Below are 19,294 nucleotides of genomic sequence, written 5' to 3' on the forward strand. Positions count from 1 at the left end.
ACGGGAATTTCCCGAACGGTGCCCTTCCGGCCCCTACATATCAGCGGTGGGTTCAAGTCTTGGGCCGGTTCCTCGCACGCGGCAGTATCCAGGCCGTAGCCGCACGCCATCGTCAGTGGCAGCACCGGGTCGGTCATCCGGGCGCGTTACCGGGCCACTGGCGCCGGCGCGCCTTCTTGACGGGCTTTCACGTAGGAGCGCACCGTGCTATGTCAGGAGATTGTGGATTTCGCGGACCGGTTCGACCCGCAGGGCCTTCATACAGACACTGCCGCTGCCGCGAGAGGTCCCTTTGGGGGCCTGATTGCTAGCGGCTGGCACACGATGGCTCTCATGATGCGGATCCTGGTCCGGTTTTACCTCAACGAGGCGGCAAGCCTGGCATCGCCTGGAGTCGACGAGCTGCGCTGGATGTCACCGGTGCGCCCCGGGGACGTTCTTTCCCGATGCACTGCTGTGCAGGCACGGCCTTCCCGGGGCAAACCTGACCGCGTGCTCGTGCACACAGCCATTGAAATCCTGAACCAGAATCAGGAACGGTGGCTACCGTGCCGATGATGAATCTTCTCCGGCGCCGACCGGGCACGTTAACTGTGCCGTCGTGGCCGGAGAGTGAACCGAGTATTAGCCACTGTTCTGCACAGTTATTCGGCCAGCAGTGGAAGTGCCGCGGCCATCCGGCGGTCGCCAGCCGCCACAGGACGCCGTTACCCTTACGGCGGTCTATACAGGTGGGAGTTAGGGGTTGTTCAGATCGGGACGGGTCGGTGGCTTCTCCGTCCTGTCAGGCATACGGCGGCCAAGGTCAGAGCTGCCGCGGCTGCGGTGAAGAGCACGGCCTGGGGTAGCCGGTGGTGGGGGCTATCAGAGCCAGCAGGTACGGCGCTGCCAACCCGGAGCAGGCGAGGGCTATAGGACAAGGCGATGGCGGCGCCCAGTTCTCCCGGTGCGGCGATTTGCTCGACCTCCCGGAGCCTGACCATGGGGCATAGGCCGTACCCGGCACCTAGGACGAGGGTCGCGGTCATCGCGGTGGCAGTTCCGCGGAAGGCTGTGGCGAACGCCGCGGCTAAGTTCAGGGCTGTCGGATGCTATCGGTGTGCTCAAGGGCGCTGATTCAACAATGTGAGCCCGATTAAGGGATGCGGATCGCGAGTTGCTGGCAACGGCTTTTATCGCTGGGATCCGGGTACGACCGTTTGCGGATTTCTTACAATTTCTTTGCTTATTGGGGTTCTTGTCCTGCCTTCGGATGGGCTGAGGGGGAGGGCGGCTGGTTTGCTTCGAGGCCGCTGGGCCAGCCAGTGGAGGTAGTCGCGTTTTCTGGACCTGGCAGTCTGGGCTTCTCAGCGCATCAAGGCCGCAGCTTGGCAAAGTGGGCTCTCGCTGAGGGTGCCAAGTCAAACACAAGGGTCCAGTGGGTCTGCGTTTCGCCCAGTTGTGGCACGGTTTCCCCTTGCTCTATGTAGCGAAATGGCATGGGGTCGTCGGCCGGCCGCCACCAACCGCTTAATGGCGCAGGGTCACCGCTTGCGGCTGTGGCACTGGCGTCCTGGTGCTGGTGCACGTGCTGATTTGCGGCTGGCATCATGGCCTCGTAGTTCCCAAGTGCTGCGGTCGTGTAGAACATAGGATTCAAACGTTTCGCCCTTCAGGGCGGGCAGGACCCACCCACCTGAACTGCCCCGGTCTGGCGGGGGTTGCGTGCCGGCTTATCCAGATTTCAGTCCGTTTCCGGTCCGTTGCAGTAGTGGCAGCCCTCTTCACAGCTGTCCTGCGACATGGCTGCATCCATCCCTAAGCTGGAGGATGCAGACCCAGTCCGGACGGTAGCGCTTGCCGGCCAGGGGAGCAGGTGCGCAACTCCTCGGTCCAGCATGCCGGGCATGCCTGCAGGGGAATGGGCACCAGTCCGTGGCCGCGTCGTTGTTTCACATTCCTTACGCTGTGCTTGCTGATAGAGAATGTTTCTCATCAAGAGTCCTTTGAGGTCGGCGACCAGGGAGATCGCTCATGGATGTGGTGAGGTTCGGTGGTGTCGGTCCGTGTAGTTCACGGCCATAGATTCTGCGTCCCGCCCTGGTAATCGGTGCCTCAGCTACCTGCGGCGTAGGGGTCTGCGATGCCGATGTATTGGGTGGTGGTGTATTCGGCGATGCCTTCGGAGCCGCCTTCGCGGCCGAGGCCTGATTGTTTGACGCCGCCGAAGGGGGCGGCGGCGTTGGAGATGACGCCGGCGTTGAATCCGACCATGCCGAATTCGATCTGCTCGGCCACCCGCAGCAGGCGGTTGAAGTCGCGGCTGTAGAGGTAGGACGCGAGGCCGTATACGCTCGCGTTGGCCAGCCGAATGGCGTCCTCTTCCGTGGCGAAGGTGGTGACGGGGGCGACGGGGCCGAATATTTCCTGGCGGAGGATCTGGGCGTCGTTGGGCACGTTGGCCAGGACGGTGGGCGGGTAGAAGTACCCGGGGCCAGCTGCCGGGGAACCGCCGGTGAGTGCGGTTGCGCCGGCCTCGATGGCGGCGCTCACCAGCGCGTGCACGTCGTCGCGGGCGCCGGCGTCGATCAGCGGACCCACCTGGGTGGTCGGTTCGGTGCCGCGGCCGGTGGCAAGGGCGCCCATGGCTGCTGCGAACTTGGCGGTGAACTCGTGGGCCACAGACTCCTGAACCAGGAACCGGTTGGCGGCGGTGCAGGCCTCGCCCATGTTCCGCATCTTCGCCGCCATGGCTCCTACAACGGCCTTGTCCAGGTCCGCGTCTTCGAACACGATGAACGGGGCGTTACCGCCGAGCTCCATCGAGGTCCGCAGCACGTTCTGCGCGGCGTTGGCCATCAGTCGCTTGCCCACGGGGGTGGAGCCGGTGAAGGAGACCTTCCGCAGCCGCGAATCTTGCAGCAGCGGTCCGGAGATCCCTGAGGCGGACGAGGAAGACACTACGTTGAGGACACCGACGGGCAAGCCGGCCTCCATCATGGTTTGCGCAAAAAGCAGGGATGTCAGCGGGGTCAGCTTCGCCGGCTTCAGGACCATGGTGCATCCTGCGGCGATGGCAGGGGCTACCTTGCGGGTGGCCATGGCGAGCGGGAAGTTCCAAGGCGTGATGAGCAGGCACGGGCCCACCGGCTTGTGCTGGACCAGGATCTTGTTCTTGCCCTCCGGGGTGGTGAGGTACCGGCCGTAATCACGGACGGATTCCTCTGAGAACCAGCGCAGGAACTCCGCCCCGTAAGCGACTTCCCCGCGGGATTCGGCCAGCGGCTTGCCCATTTCCAAGGTCATCAGCAGCGCGAAGTCCTCGGCACGCTCGGTCACCAGATCGAAGGCCCGGCGCAGGATCTCGGCGCGCTCACGCGGTGCAGTGCGTGCCCAGGAGGCTTGGACCTTATCGGCCGCGTCGAGCGCGGCGACGGCGTCCTCACTCGTGGCGGAGGCGAGGGTAGCGAGCACCTCCCCCGTGGCGGGGTCATGGACATCGAACGTGCCGCCGTCGGACGCGTCCCGCCACCGACCTCCGATCAACAAGCCGGTGGGGACGGAGGCAAGGAGGTCAGCCTCACGCTGGCGTGAGACAGCAGTCGGATCAACGAGGGCAGTAGTCATGAAGATTCCTAAAGAAAGTAAGTGACGGTGATAACCCACCATTAGGGTGGAGGGCTATCACTGTCCTTTGATTGATCAGCCCGACGGGCTCAAGCGCCGGAAGCGCGACTGGCCACTTCGGTCTTGTGATGGCGGGACGTACTCCATCTCATTTAGATAGTGCGGTCCCTGATAAAGGCAGCGACGTGGTCGACTGTTTGTTCTCCACGGGGAATACGTCCCGCGGAGGTGAACAAGCCGTGGGCGTACCCGGGGAGGTGCTGGTACTGGACCTCCGTGCCTGCCCGGGCCAGGGCGGCGGCGTAGTTTGCCCCCTCGTCAACCAGCGGGTCGTTGTCCACAGTGATCACGTAAGCGGGTGGCAGCCCTGCGGGGAGCTGGGCTAGGGAAGGACTGATATCCGGTGCAGCGCGGTCTACGCCCTCTGGCAGGTAGTGGTCAGCGAACCAGCGGATGGTGTCAGCAACTAGAGGGAACCCCTCGGTGACGCGTTTGTAGGAGGGCGAGGACATGGTCAGATCCACCATGGGGTACATGAGGACCTGGGCCACTACAGGCAGGGGATCTGTGGTCGTGGCGTTCTCATTGGCCAGGACTGCGGCCAATTGTCCTCCCGCGCTATCACCGACGAGCACAGCCTCGGTTACGTCCAGGCCGTGCTCGTTGCCGGCGTCGAACAACCAGTGCATCGCCATGCGGCTGTCGTCAATCGCAGCCGGGTAGGGGTGCTCCGGGGCAAGCCGGTAGTCCACAGCAATGACCGGCAGATTCGTGAGGGAGGCCAGGCGACGGCACAGTCCGTCATGAGTTGAGAGGCTGCCCATGACCCACCCCCCGCCGTGGAAAAACAGCACGACGGGGGTGGGGCCTGCAACGGTGCGGGGGTCATAGACCCGCACCTTGAAACCATCCAGGCTGAAGTCAGTGACCGACGCCAGCGGATCACCGCTAAGGCCGTTGGCCGCGCAACCGTTCTCGTAGAGCTCGCGCACATGCTTCACGGAGTAGGAGTGAAACGGGCGTCCACCGGAGGCACGGAATTTCTGCAGCAGCTCTGCAGCCTCCGGCGCTACGGGCCTCCCGCTGAACCGGTCGGTTTTTGTCACTTTCCGGGTCCGGATTCGGCCAGCTGCAGGTAGTCCTCGAGCTGGAGGTCGTGGGTGTGGGACCGGTATTCTTCGACGGTTCCGGACCAGTTGTTGATAACGCGGCCGTCCTCGTTCTTGTACCAGGAGGAGCATTCGGAGGAGAAAGCGGACTTCTGGAGTTCTTCCTGAACGTGTGCGTTGAACTTCTCAACTACCGCGCGGTCCACTTCCAGGAACCTTGATTCATCGGCTGCGATGTACTGCACAGCCTGGGCGATGTAGCGGTGCTGGGCCTCCAGCATGGATACCACCGAGTTGTGGTTGAGGTTGGTGTTGGGCCCGTAGACCAGGAAGAGGTTGGGGAAGTTGTCGACGGTGATGCCCAGGTAGGCTTCGGGGGCGTTGCCCCAGCGCTCGTCGAGGCCGATTCCGTCGCGTCCTGAAACGCGCATGGATCCCATGAAGGCGTGGCTCTTAAACCCGGTGGCGTAGATAATGACATCAAACTCGTGCTCGACGCCGTCAGCGGTGCGGAGGCCACGGGGAGTGATTTCTGTAATTGCCTCTGTCACGAGTTCTACGTTCTCGCGGGTCAGTGCGGGGTAGAAATCATCGCTCCGTAGGATCCGCTTGCAGCCGAAGTCGTAGTCGGGAGTGAGCTTGGCCCGCAGTTCAGGGTCAGACACCTGGGTCTCGAGGTGCTGGCGGGCCAGCTCGACTCCTTCCTCGGAAGCTGCGGTGTGGCGGCGGGTGCGTTCGAATCCGGCTTCGCGGAATTCGTGGATTTCCTGACGCAGTTGACGGTAGGTGTCCGGGTTTTCCTGGAAGCGGGCGCTCTCTTCCTCCGTGAAGATGTACTGGTCACGGGGGAGGATGTAGTTGGCTGAGCGCTGGAATACGGTCAGGTTCGATGCGATCTTGGCGACCTCGGGCACGTACTGAACTGCAGTTGCGGCGGAGCCGATGGACGCGACGCGCGTGCCGGTCAGGTCAAGGTCGTGCCGCCACTTGGAGGAGTGGAAGGCCGCGCCTTCGAATGTTTCGGTGCCGGGGAAGTTGGGGATGTTCGGTTCGTTCAGCTGGCCCCAGGCAGCCACCACGGAACGAGTCAGGAACTCCGAGCCATCGGCGGTGTGCACGGTCCAGAGGCGGCGGTCCTGGTCCCATTCAGTCGTGGTGATGTTCTGGCCGAAGTGGATGTGCTTACGGAGCCCGAATTCCTCAACCATGGAACGGAGGTAGCCCTGGAGTTCCTCCTGGCCGGCAAACATGCGGGAAACCTTGAGGTTCAGGAAGTAGCTGTAGCAGTACACAAGCGCCTGGGTGTCGCATGCGGCGCCGGGATAGGTGTTCTCGCGCCATACGCCTCCAACATCGTTGCCGCGCTCGAGGATCAGGAAGTCGTCGATGCCTTCCTGGACGAACTGGGCTCCCTGGCCTAGGCCGCCGAAGCCGGCGCCGATGATGATCGCGCTGTAAATGTGGTCATTTGTGGAGGTCATGATGTTCTCTCTTCGGAGCTGGAAATGTGGGTGTTCAGGGAAAGGTAATTATTTGGCGCAGTGCGTGGCCGCCGTCGAGCGTGTCCATGGCGCGGTTGATCTCTTCCAGCGGGATGGTGTCTGAGACCAGGCCTTCAACGGCCAGCTGGCCGGATCGCCAGAGCTGTTCGTAGATCGGGATGTCATGTTCCGGAACCGCCGAGCCGAGGTAGCTGCCCACGATCGAGCGTGCCTCCGCTGTAAGGGTCAGCGGGTCGATGTTGATTGATTGGCCGGGTGCGGGCAGTCCAACGGTGACGGTAATGCCGCCCGGCTTTGTCAGTGCGACCGCTGTTTCCAGAGCGCGCGGGTGTCCTGCCGCTTCGATGACGGCGTCGAACTTTTCGCCGCGGTCCAGGGCGTCAGCGGAGGTCAAGGCGTCAGTGGCTCCGAGCTTTCGCGCGGCTTCCAGTTTTGCCGGCAAGGTATCGATACCGACGACGTGTTCGACTCCGGTGGCGATGGCCGTGATGAGTGCCGCCATGCCTACTCCGCCGAGACCGACGATGGCTACCCGGGTGGAAGGTGCGGGCTTGGCGACGTTGAGGATAGCTCCTCCTCCGGTGAGCAGTGCGCACCCGAGCAAAGCGGCTATGTGCGCCGGAACGTCCGCGCCCACGGGCACCACGGAACGGCGTGAGACCACTGCATAGGTGGCGAATGCGGAGACTCCGAGGTGGTGTTGGACGGTCTGACCCTCGCGGGAGAGTCTGCGGTTGCCGCCCAGCAGCGTTCCTTCTGTATTGGAAGCACTGCCCTGCGCGCATGGCGTTTTGCCGTTGGAGTTGCATCCTGCACATTCACCGCAGCGGGGAAGGAAAGTCATGACGACGCGCTGGCCCAGGGAGATGTCGTTGACACCCTCGCCCAGTTCCTCCACAATGCCGGCTGCCTCATGACCGAGCAGCATCGGGACCGGCCGCGGCCGGTTGCCGTTGACCACGGAAAGGTCGGAGTGGCATACGCCCGCTGCCTCGATGCGGACTAGGATCTCGCCCTTGCCTGGTCCTTCGAGTTCAAGGTTTTCCACATGGATGGGACGGGTATCAGCGTAGGGCCGCTCTGCCCCGATGGCCTCAAGTACCGCCCCGCGTATGGTCCTGGTGGTGGTCGTCTTTGTTATGGAGTTCGTATCTACGATCGTCACGATTGTCCTCTCAGTGGTGCGGTGGAGCTGTGCAGGGGGAGGCTTGTTTGGGAGGGAGCTGCGGCGCTGGGCAACACATGCGCGCTGACTCGGTTGTCCTCATCGTTCCTCCACGACGGACTGTCCATTGAGAGTAGGCAGGCTGGGACTTCACGTCACGGTGCGGAAGGTCAATATTTGCACTTCTCTTTGTACGAAACGTCAAAGGGCCGGACCGGCGGACGCGGTTTGCGCGGCGTTTGGCACAGGTTGCCGAAGGCGGAAAGGGATTGGCATCAGGGGCGTGGATCTGCTTGGCAAACGGTTTCATCCGTCCAGTACGCTGGATATGCGCGCTAGTCTTTGGGCGATGCCTGAGAGCGGCCTCTGAGGGCGAGCCAGAGTTGGGCTGCCACGTCGGGGTCATCCAGGTCAACCCCCAACAGTTCCTTAGCTTGGGCGATTCGGTAGCGGACTGAGTTCCGGTGTACTCCGAGCTCGCGGCCGGCGGCCTCCCATTGACCGCGATGGGCCAGGTAGGCGCGGACCGTTTCAAGGAGCTGACCGGTGTGGGAGGTTAGTTCATCCACCCATTCATCTGCCGGCAGGTCGAGGCCGTGACCAACGCGTATCAGCTGTCCTGCGGGGGCCGAGGCAGCGGCCTCGGCCACCTGTGCTCCAATTTCGTGGAGGCGCCGTAGAGGCATCGGGCCACCCCATGCACCGCGGACACCTTTTGGCAGCCTTGGATAGGGGCTCGACGCAGACTGCAGCACAAACGTGACACCGGAACGTTCGAGTACCAACCCGGACAGAGCGGGCTGGGCAGCCAGATGTTCGATATCGGGCAGGACCGCGACGAATGCTGTTTCCGGTAGCGGATCGGAGTCCATCTGCTTAGCAAGGAGCCGCGCTGCGTCGTCATGTCCTTCCAGGACCAGCGCCGCGAGCATGCCCTCAGCCCGTCGGCGCTCTGCCGCGGCGCGGCGTTGCCCGGCTGCTCTGGCGGCCAGGAGCGTGGATGCGGTGAGGAACAAATGCCGCTCGGCGGCAGCCAGTTGCCCGCTTCTACCCAACGCAAGATACCCGGAAGCGGCCGGACCGTCAGATACCGGGTAGAGCGAAGCAACACCGGATGCCAGTTGAATATTGCCGGTGGCCCCTCGGCGGGCGTTCCGCAGGATGGCAGATTCCCGTGTGAGTTCGACCAGCAGTCCCGGCGGAAGTTCTGCACCGCTGGCGGCGGACGATGGGGTCCCGTCACCTTCGGGCAGGTAGGCCACCCAGGTTCCCAGGGCGCGCGACAATTCGCGGACGATCTCCGGCTCCGCGTTATCCTGTGCGGCCGCCCGCGTCAACGCGACCTGAAGCCCCAAAAGAGCAGTGAGTTCAGCTTCGCCGCCTTGCCTGACAAGTTCCCAGTAAGCGCGCGAGACGGCCAGGAAGGGAGACTCCCGGGGAATGGTCAAAAGCGGAAGGCCGGATTCAACGCAAGCTGCCCGGAGCTCGTCCGGCACCATGGCATGGCCTGAGCCCAGGCCAAGACCCAAGGCAGCGACACGACCGTCCACCAGCCGCTGCACATAGTTTTTGGCGGCCTCTTGACGTGCGTCTCCGTCCAGGTCGGTGAGCTGCAACCCGACGGTGAGGAGAAGCTCGCCGCCGTAGAGGAACATCGTCGGATCCTCCAGCTCGGAGACGTGCACGCCCGTGAGTTCCACGCGGGGGAGCGGTATCGGCCAGTAGGGCGCGAGGTCGCGCTTAGCGGCCTCGACGAGCCTTGCGAGGGTGATCATGGGTAAATCATAAATGACCGGTTTTTGTACGCTTAGACCGAACCGGAAATATCTTTGGATGTATTGTCCAAGGACACGTCATCGGACTGTCCCTATGGTGGATTTCACCACACCAGGAGGACCTATGACTGTCACATCAGAACTCGCCGCAAACCAGGCCACCGATCCGGCCAGCGTTAAGGCCACCGCACGCCGCCTGCTCACCGAACTTCCGGGACCGCGTTCCCGCGAGTTGGAGACCGAACGCCGCCAGCACGTCACCGACGCATTCGGTATTGTCATGCCCGTTTTTATAGACCACGCGCAGGATGCGCTGCTCGTAGACGTTGACGGAAACCATCTCATCGACTTCGCCTCAGGCATTGCCGTGACGAGTGTTGGTGCCGCGAACCCGCAGGTGGCCAAGCGTGCCGCCGCCCAGCTGGAGCGCTTCACCCATACCTGCTTCATGGTGACCGAATACGCGTCCTTCGTCGAGGTCTGCCGGTGGCTCAATGAACACACCCCGGGCGACTTCGAAAAGCGGACCGCACTGTTCACCACCGGAGCTGAGGCGGTTGAAAACGCCATCAAAGTGGCCCGAGCCGCTACTCGACGCCCCAACATTCTCGTCTTCGACGAGGCCTACCACGGGCGCACCCAGCTCACGATGGCGATGACGGCAAAGGAAAACCCATACCGGCTCAACTTCGGACCCCTGCCGGGCTCAGTTTTCCGCGGACCGACCGCCCCAGCGCACACCTCTCCTGACGGACCGGGTAAGGCACTTGAGCAGATCGAGGCGCTTCTCGCCGAAAACGGTGCGGAAACCTTCGCAGCCATGGTCATCGAACCGATCCAGGGCGAGGGCGGCTTTATTGTTCAGGCTCCCGGGTTCCTTCAAGGTCTTCGTGAAATCGCTACCCGCCACGGCATCGTTCTGGTCATCGACGAGATCCAGGCAGGCATGGGCCGGACCGGCACGCTGTTCGCATCCGAGCACGAAGGAATTGCCGGCGACATCACCCTGACCGCTAAGGCACTCGGCGGCGGCCTGCCGCTTTCGGCCGCTACCGGCCGCGCTGAGCTCATGAACGCTGTCCATATCGGTGGCCTTGGCGGAACGTACGCTGGCAACCCCGTAGCCTGTGAAGCCGCTCTGGCCGTGTTCGAGCTCCTTGAAGACGGCGCCCTCTTGCGGAACGCCGTTGCCATCGAAACCGCGGTGCGGCGTCGTCTGGAGCCGCTCGTCAAATTAGACGGTGTCGCGGACGTTCGCGGCAGGGGTGCGATGATGGCGATCGAGTTCAGCGACGCCTCCGGACCCCGCAAAGACCTCGCCACCACAGCAGCGAAGGCAGCCAATGCCCATGGTGTCCTAACTCTTACCTGCGGGACCAACGGAAATATCATCCGGCTGCTGCCTCCTCTCGTCATCGAAGCCGACGTCCTTGACGAGGGCCTGGCGGTACTGGAGGCATCCATTCGGTCGGCACTGTCATGACTTACCGGGGAAGGTGGACCGGGCGGGATCAGTTATGAGGTCGGGAGCGGAATCCGGCGCGCCACTTGAGGGGATTGTCGTCGCCGACTTCTCCCGCGTGCTTGCCGGTCCGCTCGCGACCATGACCCTGGCTGATCTCGGTGCCCGGGTCATCAAGGTGGAGCGGCCCGGAATCGGGGATGACACGCGGGAATGGGCGCCACCTTCCTCCAAGACAGGCGCGACCTACTTCGAAAGCGTTAATCGGAATAAGGAATCCGTCACCCTTGACCTGACAGACCCCGAGGACCTGGAGCTTGCCCGGGAACTGGCACGCCGCGCCGACGTCTTGGTGGAGAACTTCAAACCCGGCGGGCTCGCCCAACTGGGCCTCGGATATGAATCATTGGCCGAGGAGAACCCCGGCCTGGTGTACGCATCGATTTCGGGTTTCGGCTCCGAAGGCGGACGCGATTTGCCTGGGTACGACTTCATAGTTCAAGCCGTGGGGGGACTGATGAGTATTACCGGGGACCCGCAGGGCGACGCCTACAAAGTAGGTGTGGCACTGGTCGATGTACTGACAGCGAAAGATGCCACGATCGGCATCCTCGCCGCCCTTACAGAGCGTAATTCCACAGGCCGTGGAAGACGGATTGAGGTCAATCTCCTCTCAAGCCTGCAGGGCGCCCTTGCCAACCAAGGCCAGGCGTACCTCGGCGCCGGTGTTACTCCTACGCGACTGGGCAACGACCACCCTTCCATCGTCCCGTACCAGCTTCTTGCCACACGTGATGACCCGCTGGCCGTTGCTGTGGGTAATGACTCACAGTTCGCCAGGCTCTGCCGCGCTATCGGCAATCCGGAGCTGGCGGCGGATCCGCGGTTTATCACCAATTCAGCCCGGGTAAAGCACCGGCGGGAACTGGTCCAACTGTTGGAAGCCGGGCTCGCGGGCGCTGGAGCGACGGAATGGCAGGACCAGCTGGTTTCCGTGGGAGTCCCGGCAGGCCGCGTCGCTGGCATAGGTGAAGGCATCGCATACGCCCAGTCACTGGGTTTGGAACCGACCATTCAAGTCCATGACAAGGACGGAAGCGTTACCGGCCGCCAAATCCGCCATCCGATCACCTGGACGCCTGCGCTGCCACCGCGCACCCAAGCCCCACCCGCCCTCGGTGAGCATACCGGGGAGGTGCTGGACTGGCTGCGGCACCACCCCCAAAGCAAGACGTTTACCGACACCCCTCAAAGCTCCGCCCATTCCCAAAATCGCTTATGCCCAGGAGGGACCACCTCATGACTCTTGCCCCTAGTTCCGCCGACGTCGAGGCCGCTGCTGCACCCGACCCCTCGGACCTGATCTCCTTCGACACTCTCCTCACGGCCGAGGAAACCGCATTACGGGACCGGGTCCGGACCTACGTTCGGGACGAAATCAAACCGAACATCGCCACGTGGTACGAAGAAGCGCGGTTCCCCCTGGAAATCGTCCCCGACCTAGCCAAACTTGGCCTGCTGGGCATGCACTTGAAGGGCTACGGCTGCGCTGGCGGAACGGCGGTGGACTACGGGCTCGCCGCTGCTGAACTCGAGGCCGGTGACTCAGGCATACGTACCTTCGTCTCGGTCCAGGGGTCTCTGGCCATGTCTGCCATCTCTAAGCACGGCTCTGAGGAGCAGAAGCAGGAGTGGCTTCCACAGATGGCAGCCGGCACGGCCATCGGATGTTTCGGTCTCACCGAACCTACCGCCGGTTCGGACCCTTCCGCCATGGCAACCTATGCCCGCCGAGACGGCACGGACTGGATTTTGACCGGCGGAAAGCGTTGGATCGGGCTCGCCAACGTGGCACAGGTGGCAGTGATCTGGGCCCAGACGGACACTGGCGTACGCGGCTTCGTCATACCAACCAAAACTCCAGGCTTCACCGCCACACCGATCGAGCCCAAGCTGTCAATGCGTGCATCTGTCCAGTGTGAAATCACTCTGGATGATGTGCGTCTTCCGGCCGACGCGGTCCTGCCAAACGTCACTGGCCTCCGCGGGCCTTTCACCTGCCTCAATGAGGCACGTTATGGCATTGCCTGGGGAACCATGGGAGCCGCACGTGACGCCTTCGAAGACGCCCTGGACTATTCCAAAAATCGGATGCAGTTCGACCGGCCGTTGGCTGGCTATCAGTTGACTCAGCAGAAACTCGTGAACATGGCGCTAGAGATCAACAAAGGCTTTCTTCTCGCACTACACCTGGGCCGACTTAAAGATGCCGGCAAGCTGCAAAACCATCAGATCAGCGTGGGCAAATTGAACAACTGCCGCGAAGCGATCGAAATCTGTCGCGAAGCACGCACAATCCTTGGCGGCAATGGGATAACCCTCGAATACTCGCCCCTTCGCCACGCGAACAACCTCGAGTCCGTTCGTACCTACGAGGGCACCGACGAGGTACACACCCTCATCCTTGGCCAGAAGCTAACGGGCATAGGAGCCTTTCGGTGAGTGCCGCCGTTGATGCACCGGCCATGTCAGGCACCGCCCCCGGTGCCAAAGGGACGGTGCAGCTCCGGCTCCTCATAGACGGAGAATGGGTATCAGGCAACGGCGGCCACCTTAGCTTTGTCAATCCCAGCCGCCCTGCGCAGATCGTCGCCGAAGGCGGCATCGCCGTCCTTGCCGATGTCGACAGGGCCGTCATGGCAGCGCGGGGCTTCCAGCGGGCCTGGAGCCGGACCCGAGTCCACGAACGCGGCGCCGTCCTGTCCCGCGCCGCCGCAGCCCTGGAGTCGGAAGCCGACGCGCTTGGCCTCGAACTTTCCCGCGAAGAAGGCAAGACCCTCGCTGAGGGAAGGCGGAGGTGCTGCGTGCAGCCCAAATCCTGAGCTACTTCGCTGCCGAAGGTGACCGCGTGGCGGGAGAGCATTTCGCTTCGCCCCGACGAGGCGAACGCATCCTGGTTACCTGTAAACCGCTTGGCGTAGTGGGCATCCCTATGCCGGTACTCACGGCGCCTTCATGGCACCGACGTGCGCGCGCTTCCTGCTGGTCAGGCTGGCTCAACCAACTTCGTCCGGCGAGAAGAACTCGTCGGCCCCGTCCTGGCGGTCCGGCGGGCCGCGATCGCTGAGGAAGCATTCGGGATGGCCGAAGAGTCCGAGTTCGGCAAGTCCGCAGCGTTGTTCCACCCGAGGCCTCGCGACAGTATTGGAAGCTGTCGAAGTCCTCGATGTAGACATTCTTCACCTCAACTCGGAATCTGCGGGTTCAGATCCGCAGGTGCCCTGTGGCGGATCAAAAAACAGCAGCTTCGGTCCTAAGGAGCAGGGCGGCGCGGCCAAGGACCTCTATAAACACACGACAACGGTCTACCTCCGCGGGTAGGAACGGAAGCAGGATCAGATGTCTCACACTCTTTCAAAAACGGCTGACCCCGCAGCGGTGTTAGCCGCAAATGCGGGGCAGCCTAATATCATCCAAACCTTCGGCGTCGTTGGCGCGGGTCTCATGGCAAGCCAGCTCGTCCTGCTGGTCGCGGACAAACTCCGCATCCCAGTCCTCATCAGCGACCTTTCCACCGATCGGGTGTCCGCAGCCCTCCACCGAATGCGCGGACAACTTGACCGGCAGGAGGCCAGAGGCAAGCTCCGACCCGGTGAGGCAGCCGAAATTGCCGGGCTAATCCGAGGCACCACTGATCCGTCGAAGTTCAGCGGGTGTGACGCCGCGATCGAGGCGGTCTTCGAGGACCAAAGGACTAAACGGAGTGTATTCCGACAGCTAGAGGAGCACATCGGGCCGGACGCCCTCCTGCTCACCAACACTTCCTCGCTCTCCGTCACTGATATGGCACGAGGTCTCAAGCACCCAGGAAGGGTCCTTGGGTTCCACTTCTTCAATCCAGTCGCTGTCCTTCCGCTCGTCGAGTTGGTCCGGACCCCCCTCTCGTCCGAAACAGCTCTCGCCTCAGCTTGGAGCCTCGCCCGGGCTCTCGGCAAGACTGCCGTACCTGTAGCTGACACGCCCGGCTTCGTCGTGAACCGACTCCTCACGCGCCTGTTCAGCGAAATACTGGCTGAAATCGATAGAGGGGGTGACGCCGTCACCGTCGACCGTTCCCTCTCACCGTGGGATCTGCCGATGACGCCCCTTGAGCTGATCGGCTTCATAGGCCCCACAGTGCAACAGCACATCTGTGACACACTGCACCGCGCATATCCCGCCCGCTTCGACCGGTCAGCCTCTCTCACTGCAGTCGTAAAAGCCGGGCTGCCGGGCTTCTTCGACGAAAACGGCAAGGTTTCGCCCGCCGCGCTGATACTGTCGGCGGAGCCGCATGGGGTGGACCCCGTAGGGGTACGGCTGCGCGTCCGCCACGCTCTGGCCCAAGAAGCCCAGCTCCTGCTAAACGAGGGCGTCGTCGCAACCTGGGAGGACATCAACCGCTGCATGACTCTCGGCGCCAACTTCCCGACAGGTGGTCTGACACGCCTCCTTGAGACGTAACCAGCACTACCGTTCAAAAACAAAGGACGGCCAGTCGAAGTAATTTCGCCCGACTCCAATAAGATCCGGGAGTACTTGCAGTGCAAACAGAACCAAACTTCCGACTGCCCGATCCAAGGGATGTCGTTATAGTCGGCGCAGCACGCACCGCTCAGGGACGACTGCTGGGCCAATTGGCATCACTTTCCGCCGTCGAACCTGGCGCAGCGGCCATTGCTGGTGCCCTTGCACGGGCAGTCGTCTCGGCAGCTACCGTCGATGCCGTCGTCATGGGCTAAGTTGTCCAGTCAGGCACCGGACAAAACCCGGCCAGGCAGAGCGCAGTCGCCGCGGGAATTCCACTGAGCGCACCCGCCGTGACAGTGAACAAAGTGTGCCTCTCGGGACTGTCGGCCATAATCGAAGCCGCCCAAATGCTGCGCCTTGGCGACGCAGCCGTCGTGGTCGCCGGCGGCCAGGAATCGATGAGCCAGGCCCCCCGCCTTGTCGCAGGCACGCGGACCGGGAATGCTTACGGAGCGCTCACTCTGATGGACGCAGCCGCCCGGGACGGATTGACAGATGCTTTCGACCACAAGGCCATGGGCCTGGCTACTGACCGCTCCAACTTGGCGCTGGGCATTTCGCGGGCATCCCAGGATGCCGCCGCCGTAACCTCGCACTTGCGGGCGGCCGCAGCGCAGAACTCTGGAGTGTGGGCCGAGGAAATTGTCCCGGTGAAGGTGCCCACACGAAAGGGCGTCCTCGAAATTACCGAGGATCAAGGAATCCGCCCCGATGCTTCACAGGAGTCGCTGGCCCGATTACGGTCTGCCGTTCTCCCCCGGATGGGATGGTGACGGCAGCAACGCCTCACCTTTGACCGATGGCGCCGCCGCCGTTGTGCTTACCACCCGAGAGACAGCCCATACGCATGGGTGGAATGTCCTTGCAGTCCTGCGGTCACACGGACAAATCGCCGGAACCGACACATCCTTGCCGGACAAGCCCGCCAAAGCAATCCTCGCAGCCTTGTCGCGCGAAGGCTGGACAGCCGATGAACTCGACCTGATCGAGATCAATGAAGCCTTCGCCTCGGTTACGTTGCATTCCGGAAACTCGCTCGGCGTGTCCGAAGACCGGTAAACATTAACGGCGGCGCAGTCGCCGTCGGACACCCAATCGGTGCTTCGGGAGCCCGGCTGGTTGTTACTGCCGTGCACGAACTCATCCGCCGCGAAACGGGTCGGGCCGCCGTCGCACTATGCGGAGGCGGGGGCCAGGGCGTCGTCCTGCTCCTGGAACGCTGATGTTCGAGCAGTGGCACGCCGCTACACACCTCCGCCGAACAGGAGAATGGCAGGACCATGTGGGCGAAATAGTAGAGATCCGCTCCAACGGGCGCGTTGTTCGCCGGGGCATCGTCGAAGAAGAGAAGCCGGACGGTTCAGGTCTATGGTTGTCGGCCGATGCCGCTGACCGCCGGGAGTACTTCTGCAAAGATCTCGGCTACGAGCTTTGTTGCTAGTCCATGGGAGACCGTCATCGACTGGCTGAAGAGCGGCGCTTCGTGAAACATCACCGCCATCCATTCCACAGCTTCGCACCTCCAAACCTGGGATCGCATCTGAGCCCTGCGGTCCTGGGCAGGCAATGCAGTCCATCGTTGGCTCTGCTGATGCTCGGACACCCAGATTTGACCGACTACGTGGCTGGCTTGGAATGCGCGGAAGGACTGAACAACACCTAATCCGTCTGAAACACCAACTGCAGGCATGCTCGTGACCGGAGTGATCATCGGGGCGGGGTTGCCGGTTACGGGGATCCATTCCAGCTTCCGGCCATGCGACAAGGTGTTGAAGCCTGGTTCTCCAAGCACTCCATAAGAGCGGCGAACCGACACCGTCGGTTTCTGTTGCTGCAGAATCGAACTGGTCGGCATTTGAGACTTCTCTTGCAAGCCGCGGGAATACTCGCTGTCCCGCAGGCAGTTGGAGTCCGGGACAGTTCTACTGTCGGTTCTGACTGCTGTATGAGACCCTGTGCGTCGATTCGACTGGCCACCGGTCGGAGTGGTCCTGCTTACGTGCTGAGCCTACCCAACCGGACTGCTGGAAACCGCCAACCGATGGGGAAGTACCAACCGCTTCTTCGGGGGCCCCGAGGCGCCGGGAGGTGTTCTTGGTCTGAACGAGGATCCTGCTTTTCATGAGCTGTTCTCTTCTCTAATTTGTGAACGGAAGGGGCAACTGCAAGACGTTGAACGTCAGGAGTAAGTGCTTTGGGAGTACGCTTCTATCGAAGCTGGTACGGACCGAACGAGCGTCCATACAGTCTGGGAGCCGTGCAGCGGTGGCATAACTTCTCCTTGCTGCAGGTAACGGACGAGCAAGGGAGCACTCTCGGGTCCCCACCAGCCGCTACAAGGCGCGTGGTGCCCTGTTCTTGCGTTGATAGTCGAACTGTTCGAGCGGTTCACCTGAAGCTGCAGCACGGATGCCCCTTTTTTGGCGTGGTCCTGACAATGAGGCCTGAGCGTGAATACCGCTTGGAGAGTCAGGCTGTCCCATGATCGTAGGGAAGCCCCAGACGCGAGTCACCGTACAGTTCGTCAAGACTTCCGCTTTTGTCTGTACTGATCGCCGAAACAGCGATCTTCGCTTTCCCGGGCTCTTGATAGAGTCCTTTCAGGCAGGGTTGAGATGGACCCGGACCAGCCCAGAAGTGACTGCGTGCAAATTTTAGAGGCCCGGGTTCGCGCCAGGGACACCTAACCAAGTTGCAAGCGCTCAGCGTCCTCCGGTGAGCAGCACCCCTGACGCCTGACCCCGTGGTCCTGCCCTCACCGGTATAGGCTCAGGAACGACTATTGTCGCCACTTCAGCGAGGTCAGTTCGATGTCGGATGATTGGACGTCCCGGGGCAGCCAGGGCCGACTCGTTTTATGTCCTGCTAAGCGGGCGATACTCAAGGAACCAGGAGACACAGTAACCGTTATGGCAAGCCTGCGCACTGCCCTCGCAGAGGGCGTCAGGGAGTGGAAGTCGCGGGTTCAGGTCATGGCCCACGAAATTCATTCCAACCCCGAGGTGGCCTTCGAGGAGGTCCGCTCGTCGGCGGCGGCAGCGGGGCTCTTGGCTGAAGGCGGCTTCACAGTCGAGCGGGGCACCGGTGGTCTTGCAACAGCTTTTACAGCTACCGCCGGAAGCGGTGCCTTGAAGGTGGCACTTTGTGTGGAATACGACGCGCTTCCAAACATTGGACATGCGTGCGGGCACAACCTTATTGCTGGCGCGTCAGTCGCGGCTGCCCTTGCCCTGGTATCGCATGTAGATGAGCTCGGCATCACACTGAAGGCCATTGGAACCCCTGCTGAGGAAAACGGTGGCGGCAAGGCGCTTCTTCTTGAACGTGGGGCGTTTGACGGGATCAGCCTCGCCCTGATGGTTCACCCTGTCCAGGATGGGGTGACCTATGACCCGGCAGGTACCAGCGCCCTGGCGATGGGCAGGTACAGGGCGACGTTCGTTGGGAGGGCCGCCCATGCGGCAGCAGCCCCCCACTTGGGCGTAAACGCTGCAGATGCAGCTGTGCTGAGCCAAGTCGCCGTAGGGTTACTGCGTCAGCAGATACCTGGAGACCACCGAATAGCTCTCTTTGTCGCTGAGGCGGGGCACGCCACGAACATCATCCCAGAACGGGCTGTGGTCGAGTTTGAGTGCCGGGCATTCACTTTGAGGGAATATGAAGCCCTGCTTGAGCGCGTCCGCGGCTGTTTCGAAGGGGCCGCCGTGGCCACTGGAACAACGCTGATCATTGAGGCGACAGAACCCGCATATGAGCCGTTACTCCAAGACAACGCCCTGGCTGCACACTGGACTGACGCCATGTTCACGTTCGGCAAGGACACGTCGACGTCCGCTGGGATGATTGGTGGGTCAACTGATATGGGCAACGTCTCCCAGGTAATTCCCACCCTCCATCCCTGGCTGAGCATCCCCGGGGCGAATGTACCAATCCACTCTCACGAGTTCGCAGCATTTGCCGATTCCCCTGCGGCATACAGCGTGATGTTCGAGGCAGCAACCGCCTTGGCTTGGACAATCGCCGGCGCAGCAACGACGCCCGCCGAAAGAGAACGCTTTCTCAAAGCGGCATACCGCCGCCAGACACCCACCGCGTAGGTACCCCAT

At 62.4% G+C, this 19,294-nt stretch carries 14 protein-coding genes and 1 pseudogene; 8 read left to right on the forward strand and 7 right to left on the reverse strand.

Annotated features, from left to right (window positions below; translation table 11 throughout):
• The first annotated feature begins 204 nt into the window (after positions 1 to 204).
• The gene (locus tag ACQCS0_RS07710; protein ID WP_354156025.1) at positions 205 to 558 is read left to right on the forward strand and encodes a MaoC/PaaZ C-terminal domain-containing protein; all 354 of its coding nucleotides are present in this window, start codon (positions 205 to 207) and stop codon (positions 556 to 558) included.
• 1,536 nt (positions 559 to 2,094) lie between these two features.
• Here ACQCS0_RS07710 and ACQCS0_RS07715 read toward each other — a convergent pair.
• The 5 genes from ACQCS0_RS07715 to ACQCS0_RS07735 form a co-directional block, all read right to left on the reverse strand.
• Positions 2,095 to 3,606, reverse strand: coding sequence for an NAD-dependent succinate-semialdehyde dehydrogenase (locus ACQCS0_RS07715; RefSeq protein WP_426940174.1), 1,512 nt, complete (start codon positions 3,604 to 3,606; stop codon positions 2,095 to 2,097).
• A gap of 152 nt (positions 3,607 to 3,758) precedes the next feature.
• A complete protein-coding gene (locus tag ACQCS0_RS07720; protein WP_354156023.1) occupies positions 3,759 to 4,712 on the reverse strand; it encodes an alpha/beta hydrolase in 954 nt (317 codons plus the stop codon).
• Complete coding sequence (locus ACQCS0_RS07725) at positions 4,709 to 6,196, reverse strand: NAD(P)/FAD-dependent oxidoreductase (protein WP_354156022.1); 1,488 nt, start codon at positions 6,194 to 6,196, stop codon at positions 4,709 to 4,711. Before ACQCS0_RS07725 ends, ACQCS0_RS07720 begins: the two co-directional genes overlap by 4 nt.
• A gap of 34 nt (positions 6,197 to 6,230) precedes the next feature.
• Positions 6,231 to 7,382, reverse strand: a complete 1,152-nt coding sequence (locus ACQCS0_RS07730) for an alcohol dehydrogenase catalytic domain-containing protein (protein ID WP_354156021.1) — start codon at positions 7,380 to 7,382, stop codon at positions 6,231 to 6,233.
• A gap of 335 nt (positions 7,383 to 7,717) precedes the next feature.
• Entirely contained in the window at positions 7,718 to 9,157 is a 1,440-nt protein-coding gene (locus tag ACQCS0_RS07735; RefSeq protein ID WP_354156020.1) for a PucR family transcriptional regulator, read from the reverse strand.
• 124 nt (positions 9,158 to 9,281) lie between these two features.
• Here ACQCS0_RS07735 and ACQCS0_RS07740 point away from each other — a divergent pair, with 124 nt between their 5' ends.
• Genes ACQCS0_RS07740 through ACQCS0_RS07755 form a run of 4 tightly spaced genes read left to right on the forward strand, consistent with a single transcriptional unit; the run spans position 9,282 to position 13,501 of the window.
• Positions 9,282 to 10,640: an aminotransferase class III-fold pyridoxal phosphate-dependent enzyme gene (locus ACQCS0_RS07740; RefSeq protein WP_354156019.1), complete on the forward strand. Its 1,359-nt coding sequence runs from the start codon at positions 9,282 to 9,284 to the stop codon at positions 10,638 to 10,640.
• Between the two features lie 34 nt (positions 10,641 to 10,674).
• Positions 10,675 to 11,922 (forward strand): CoA transferase, encoded by a 1,248-nt coding sequence (locus tag ACQCS0_RS07745; protein WP_354156018.1) that lies wholly within the window; start codon positions 10,675 to 10,677, stop codon positions 11,920 to 11,922.
• The gene (locus ACQCS0_RS07750) at positions 11,919 to 13,121 is read left to right on the forward strand and encodes an acyl-CoA dehydrogenase family protein (RefSeq protein ID WP_354156017.1); all 1,203 of its coding nucleotides are present in this window, start codon (positions 11,919 to 11,921) and stop codon (positions 13,119 to 13,121) included. The genes ACQCS0_RS07745 and ACQCS0_RS07750 overlap by 4 nt, the downstream gene beginning before the upstream one ends.
• Complete coding sequence (locus ACQCS0_RS07755) at positions 13,118 to 13,501, forward strand: aldehyde dehydrogenase family protein (RefSeq protein WP_354156016.1); 384 nt, start codon at positions 13,118 to 13,120, stop codon at positions 13,499 to 13,501. The genes ACQCS0_RS07750 and ACQCS0_RS07755 overlap by 4 nt, the downstream gene beginning before the upstream one ends.
• Before the next feature lie 174 nt (positions 13,502 to 13,675).
• Here ACQCS0_RS07755 and ACQCS0_RS07760 read toward each other — a convergent pair whose 3' ends face one another.
• Complete coding sequence (locus tag ACQCS0_RS07760) at positions 13,676 to 13,804, reverse strand: hypothetical protein (protein ID WP_426940175.1); 129 nt, start codon at positions 13,802 to 13,804, stop codon at positions 13,676 to 13,678.
• 214 nt (positions 13,805 to 14,018) lie between these two features.
• Between ACQCS0_RS07760 and ACQCS0_RS07765 the strand changes: the two genes are divergently transcribed.
• Positions 14,019 to 15,122: a 3-hydroxyacyl-CoA dehydrogenase NAD-binding domain-containing protein gene (locus tag ACQCS0_RS07765; protein ID WP_354156015.1), complete on the forward strand. Its 1,104-nt coding sequence runs from the start codon at positions 14,019 to 14,021 to the stop codon at positions 15,120 to 15,122.
• Between the two features lie 104 nt (positions 15,123 to 15,226).
• Positions 15,227 to 16,411, forward strand: a pseudogene (locus tag ACQCS0_RS07770) (acetyl-CoA C-acyltransferase).
• A gap of 143 nt (positions 16,412 to 16,554) precedes the next feature.
• Here the strand turns inward: ACQCS0_RS07770 and ACQCS0_RS07775 are convergent.
• A complete protein-coding gene (locus ACQCS0_RS07775) occupies positions 16,555 to 17,043 on the reverse strand; it encodes a hypothetical protein (RefSeq protein WP_354156014.1) in 489 nt (162 codons plus the stop codon).
• A gap of 1,054 nt (positions 17,044 to 18,097) precedes the next feature.
• On the opposite strand from ACQCS0_RS07775, the gene ACQCS0_RS07780 reads away from it, so the two are divergent.
• Positions 18,098 to 19,285: an amidohydrolase gene (locus ACQCS0_RS07780; protein ID WP_354156013.1), complete on the forward strand. Its 1,188-nt coding sequence runs from the start codon at positions 18,098 to 18,100 to the stop codon at positions 19,283 to 19,285.
• Positions 19,286 to 19,294 lie beyond the last annotated feature (9 nt).

Source organism: Pseudarthrobacter sp. S6, from assembly GCF_050156575.1.
Lineage (GTDB): Bacteria > Actinomycetota > Actinomycetes > Actinomycetales > Micrococcaceae > Arthrobacter.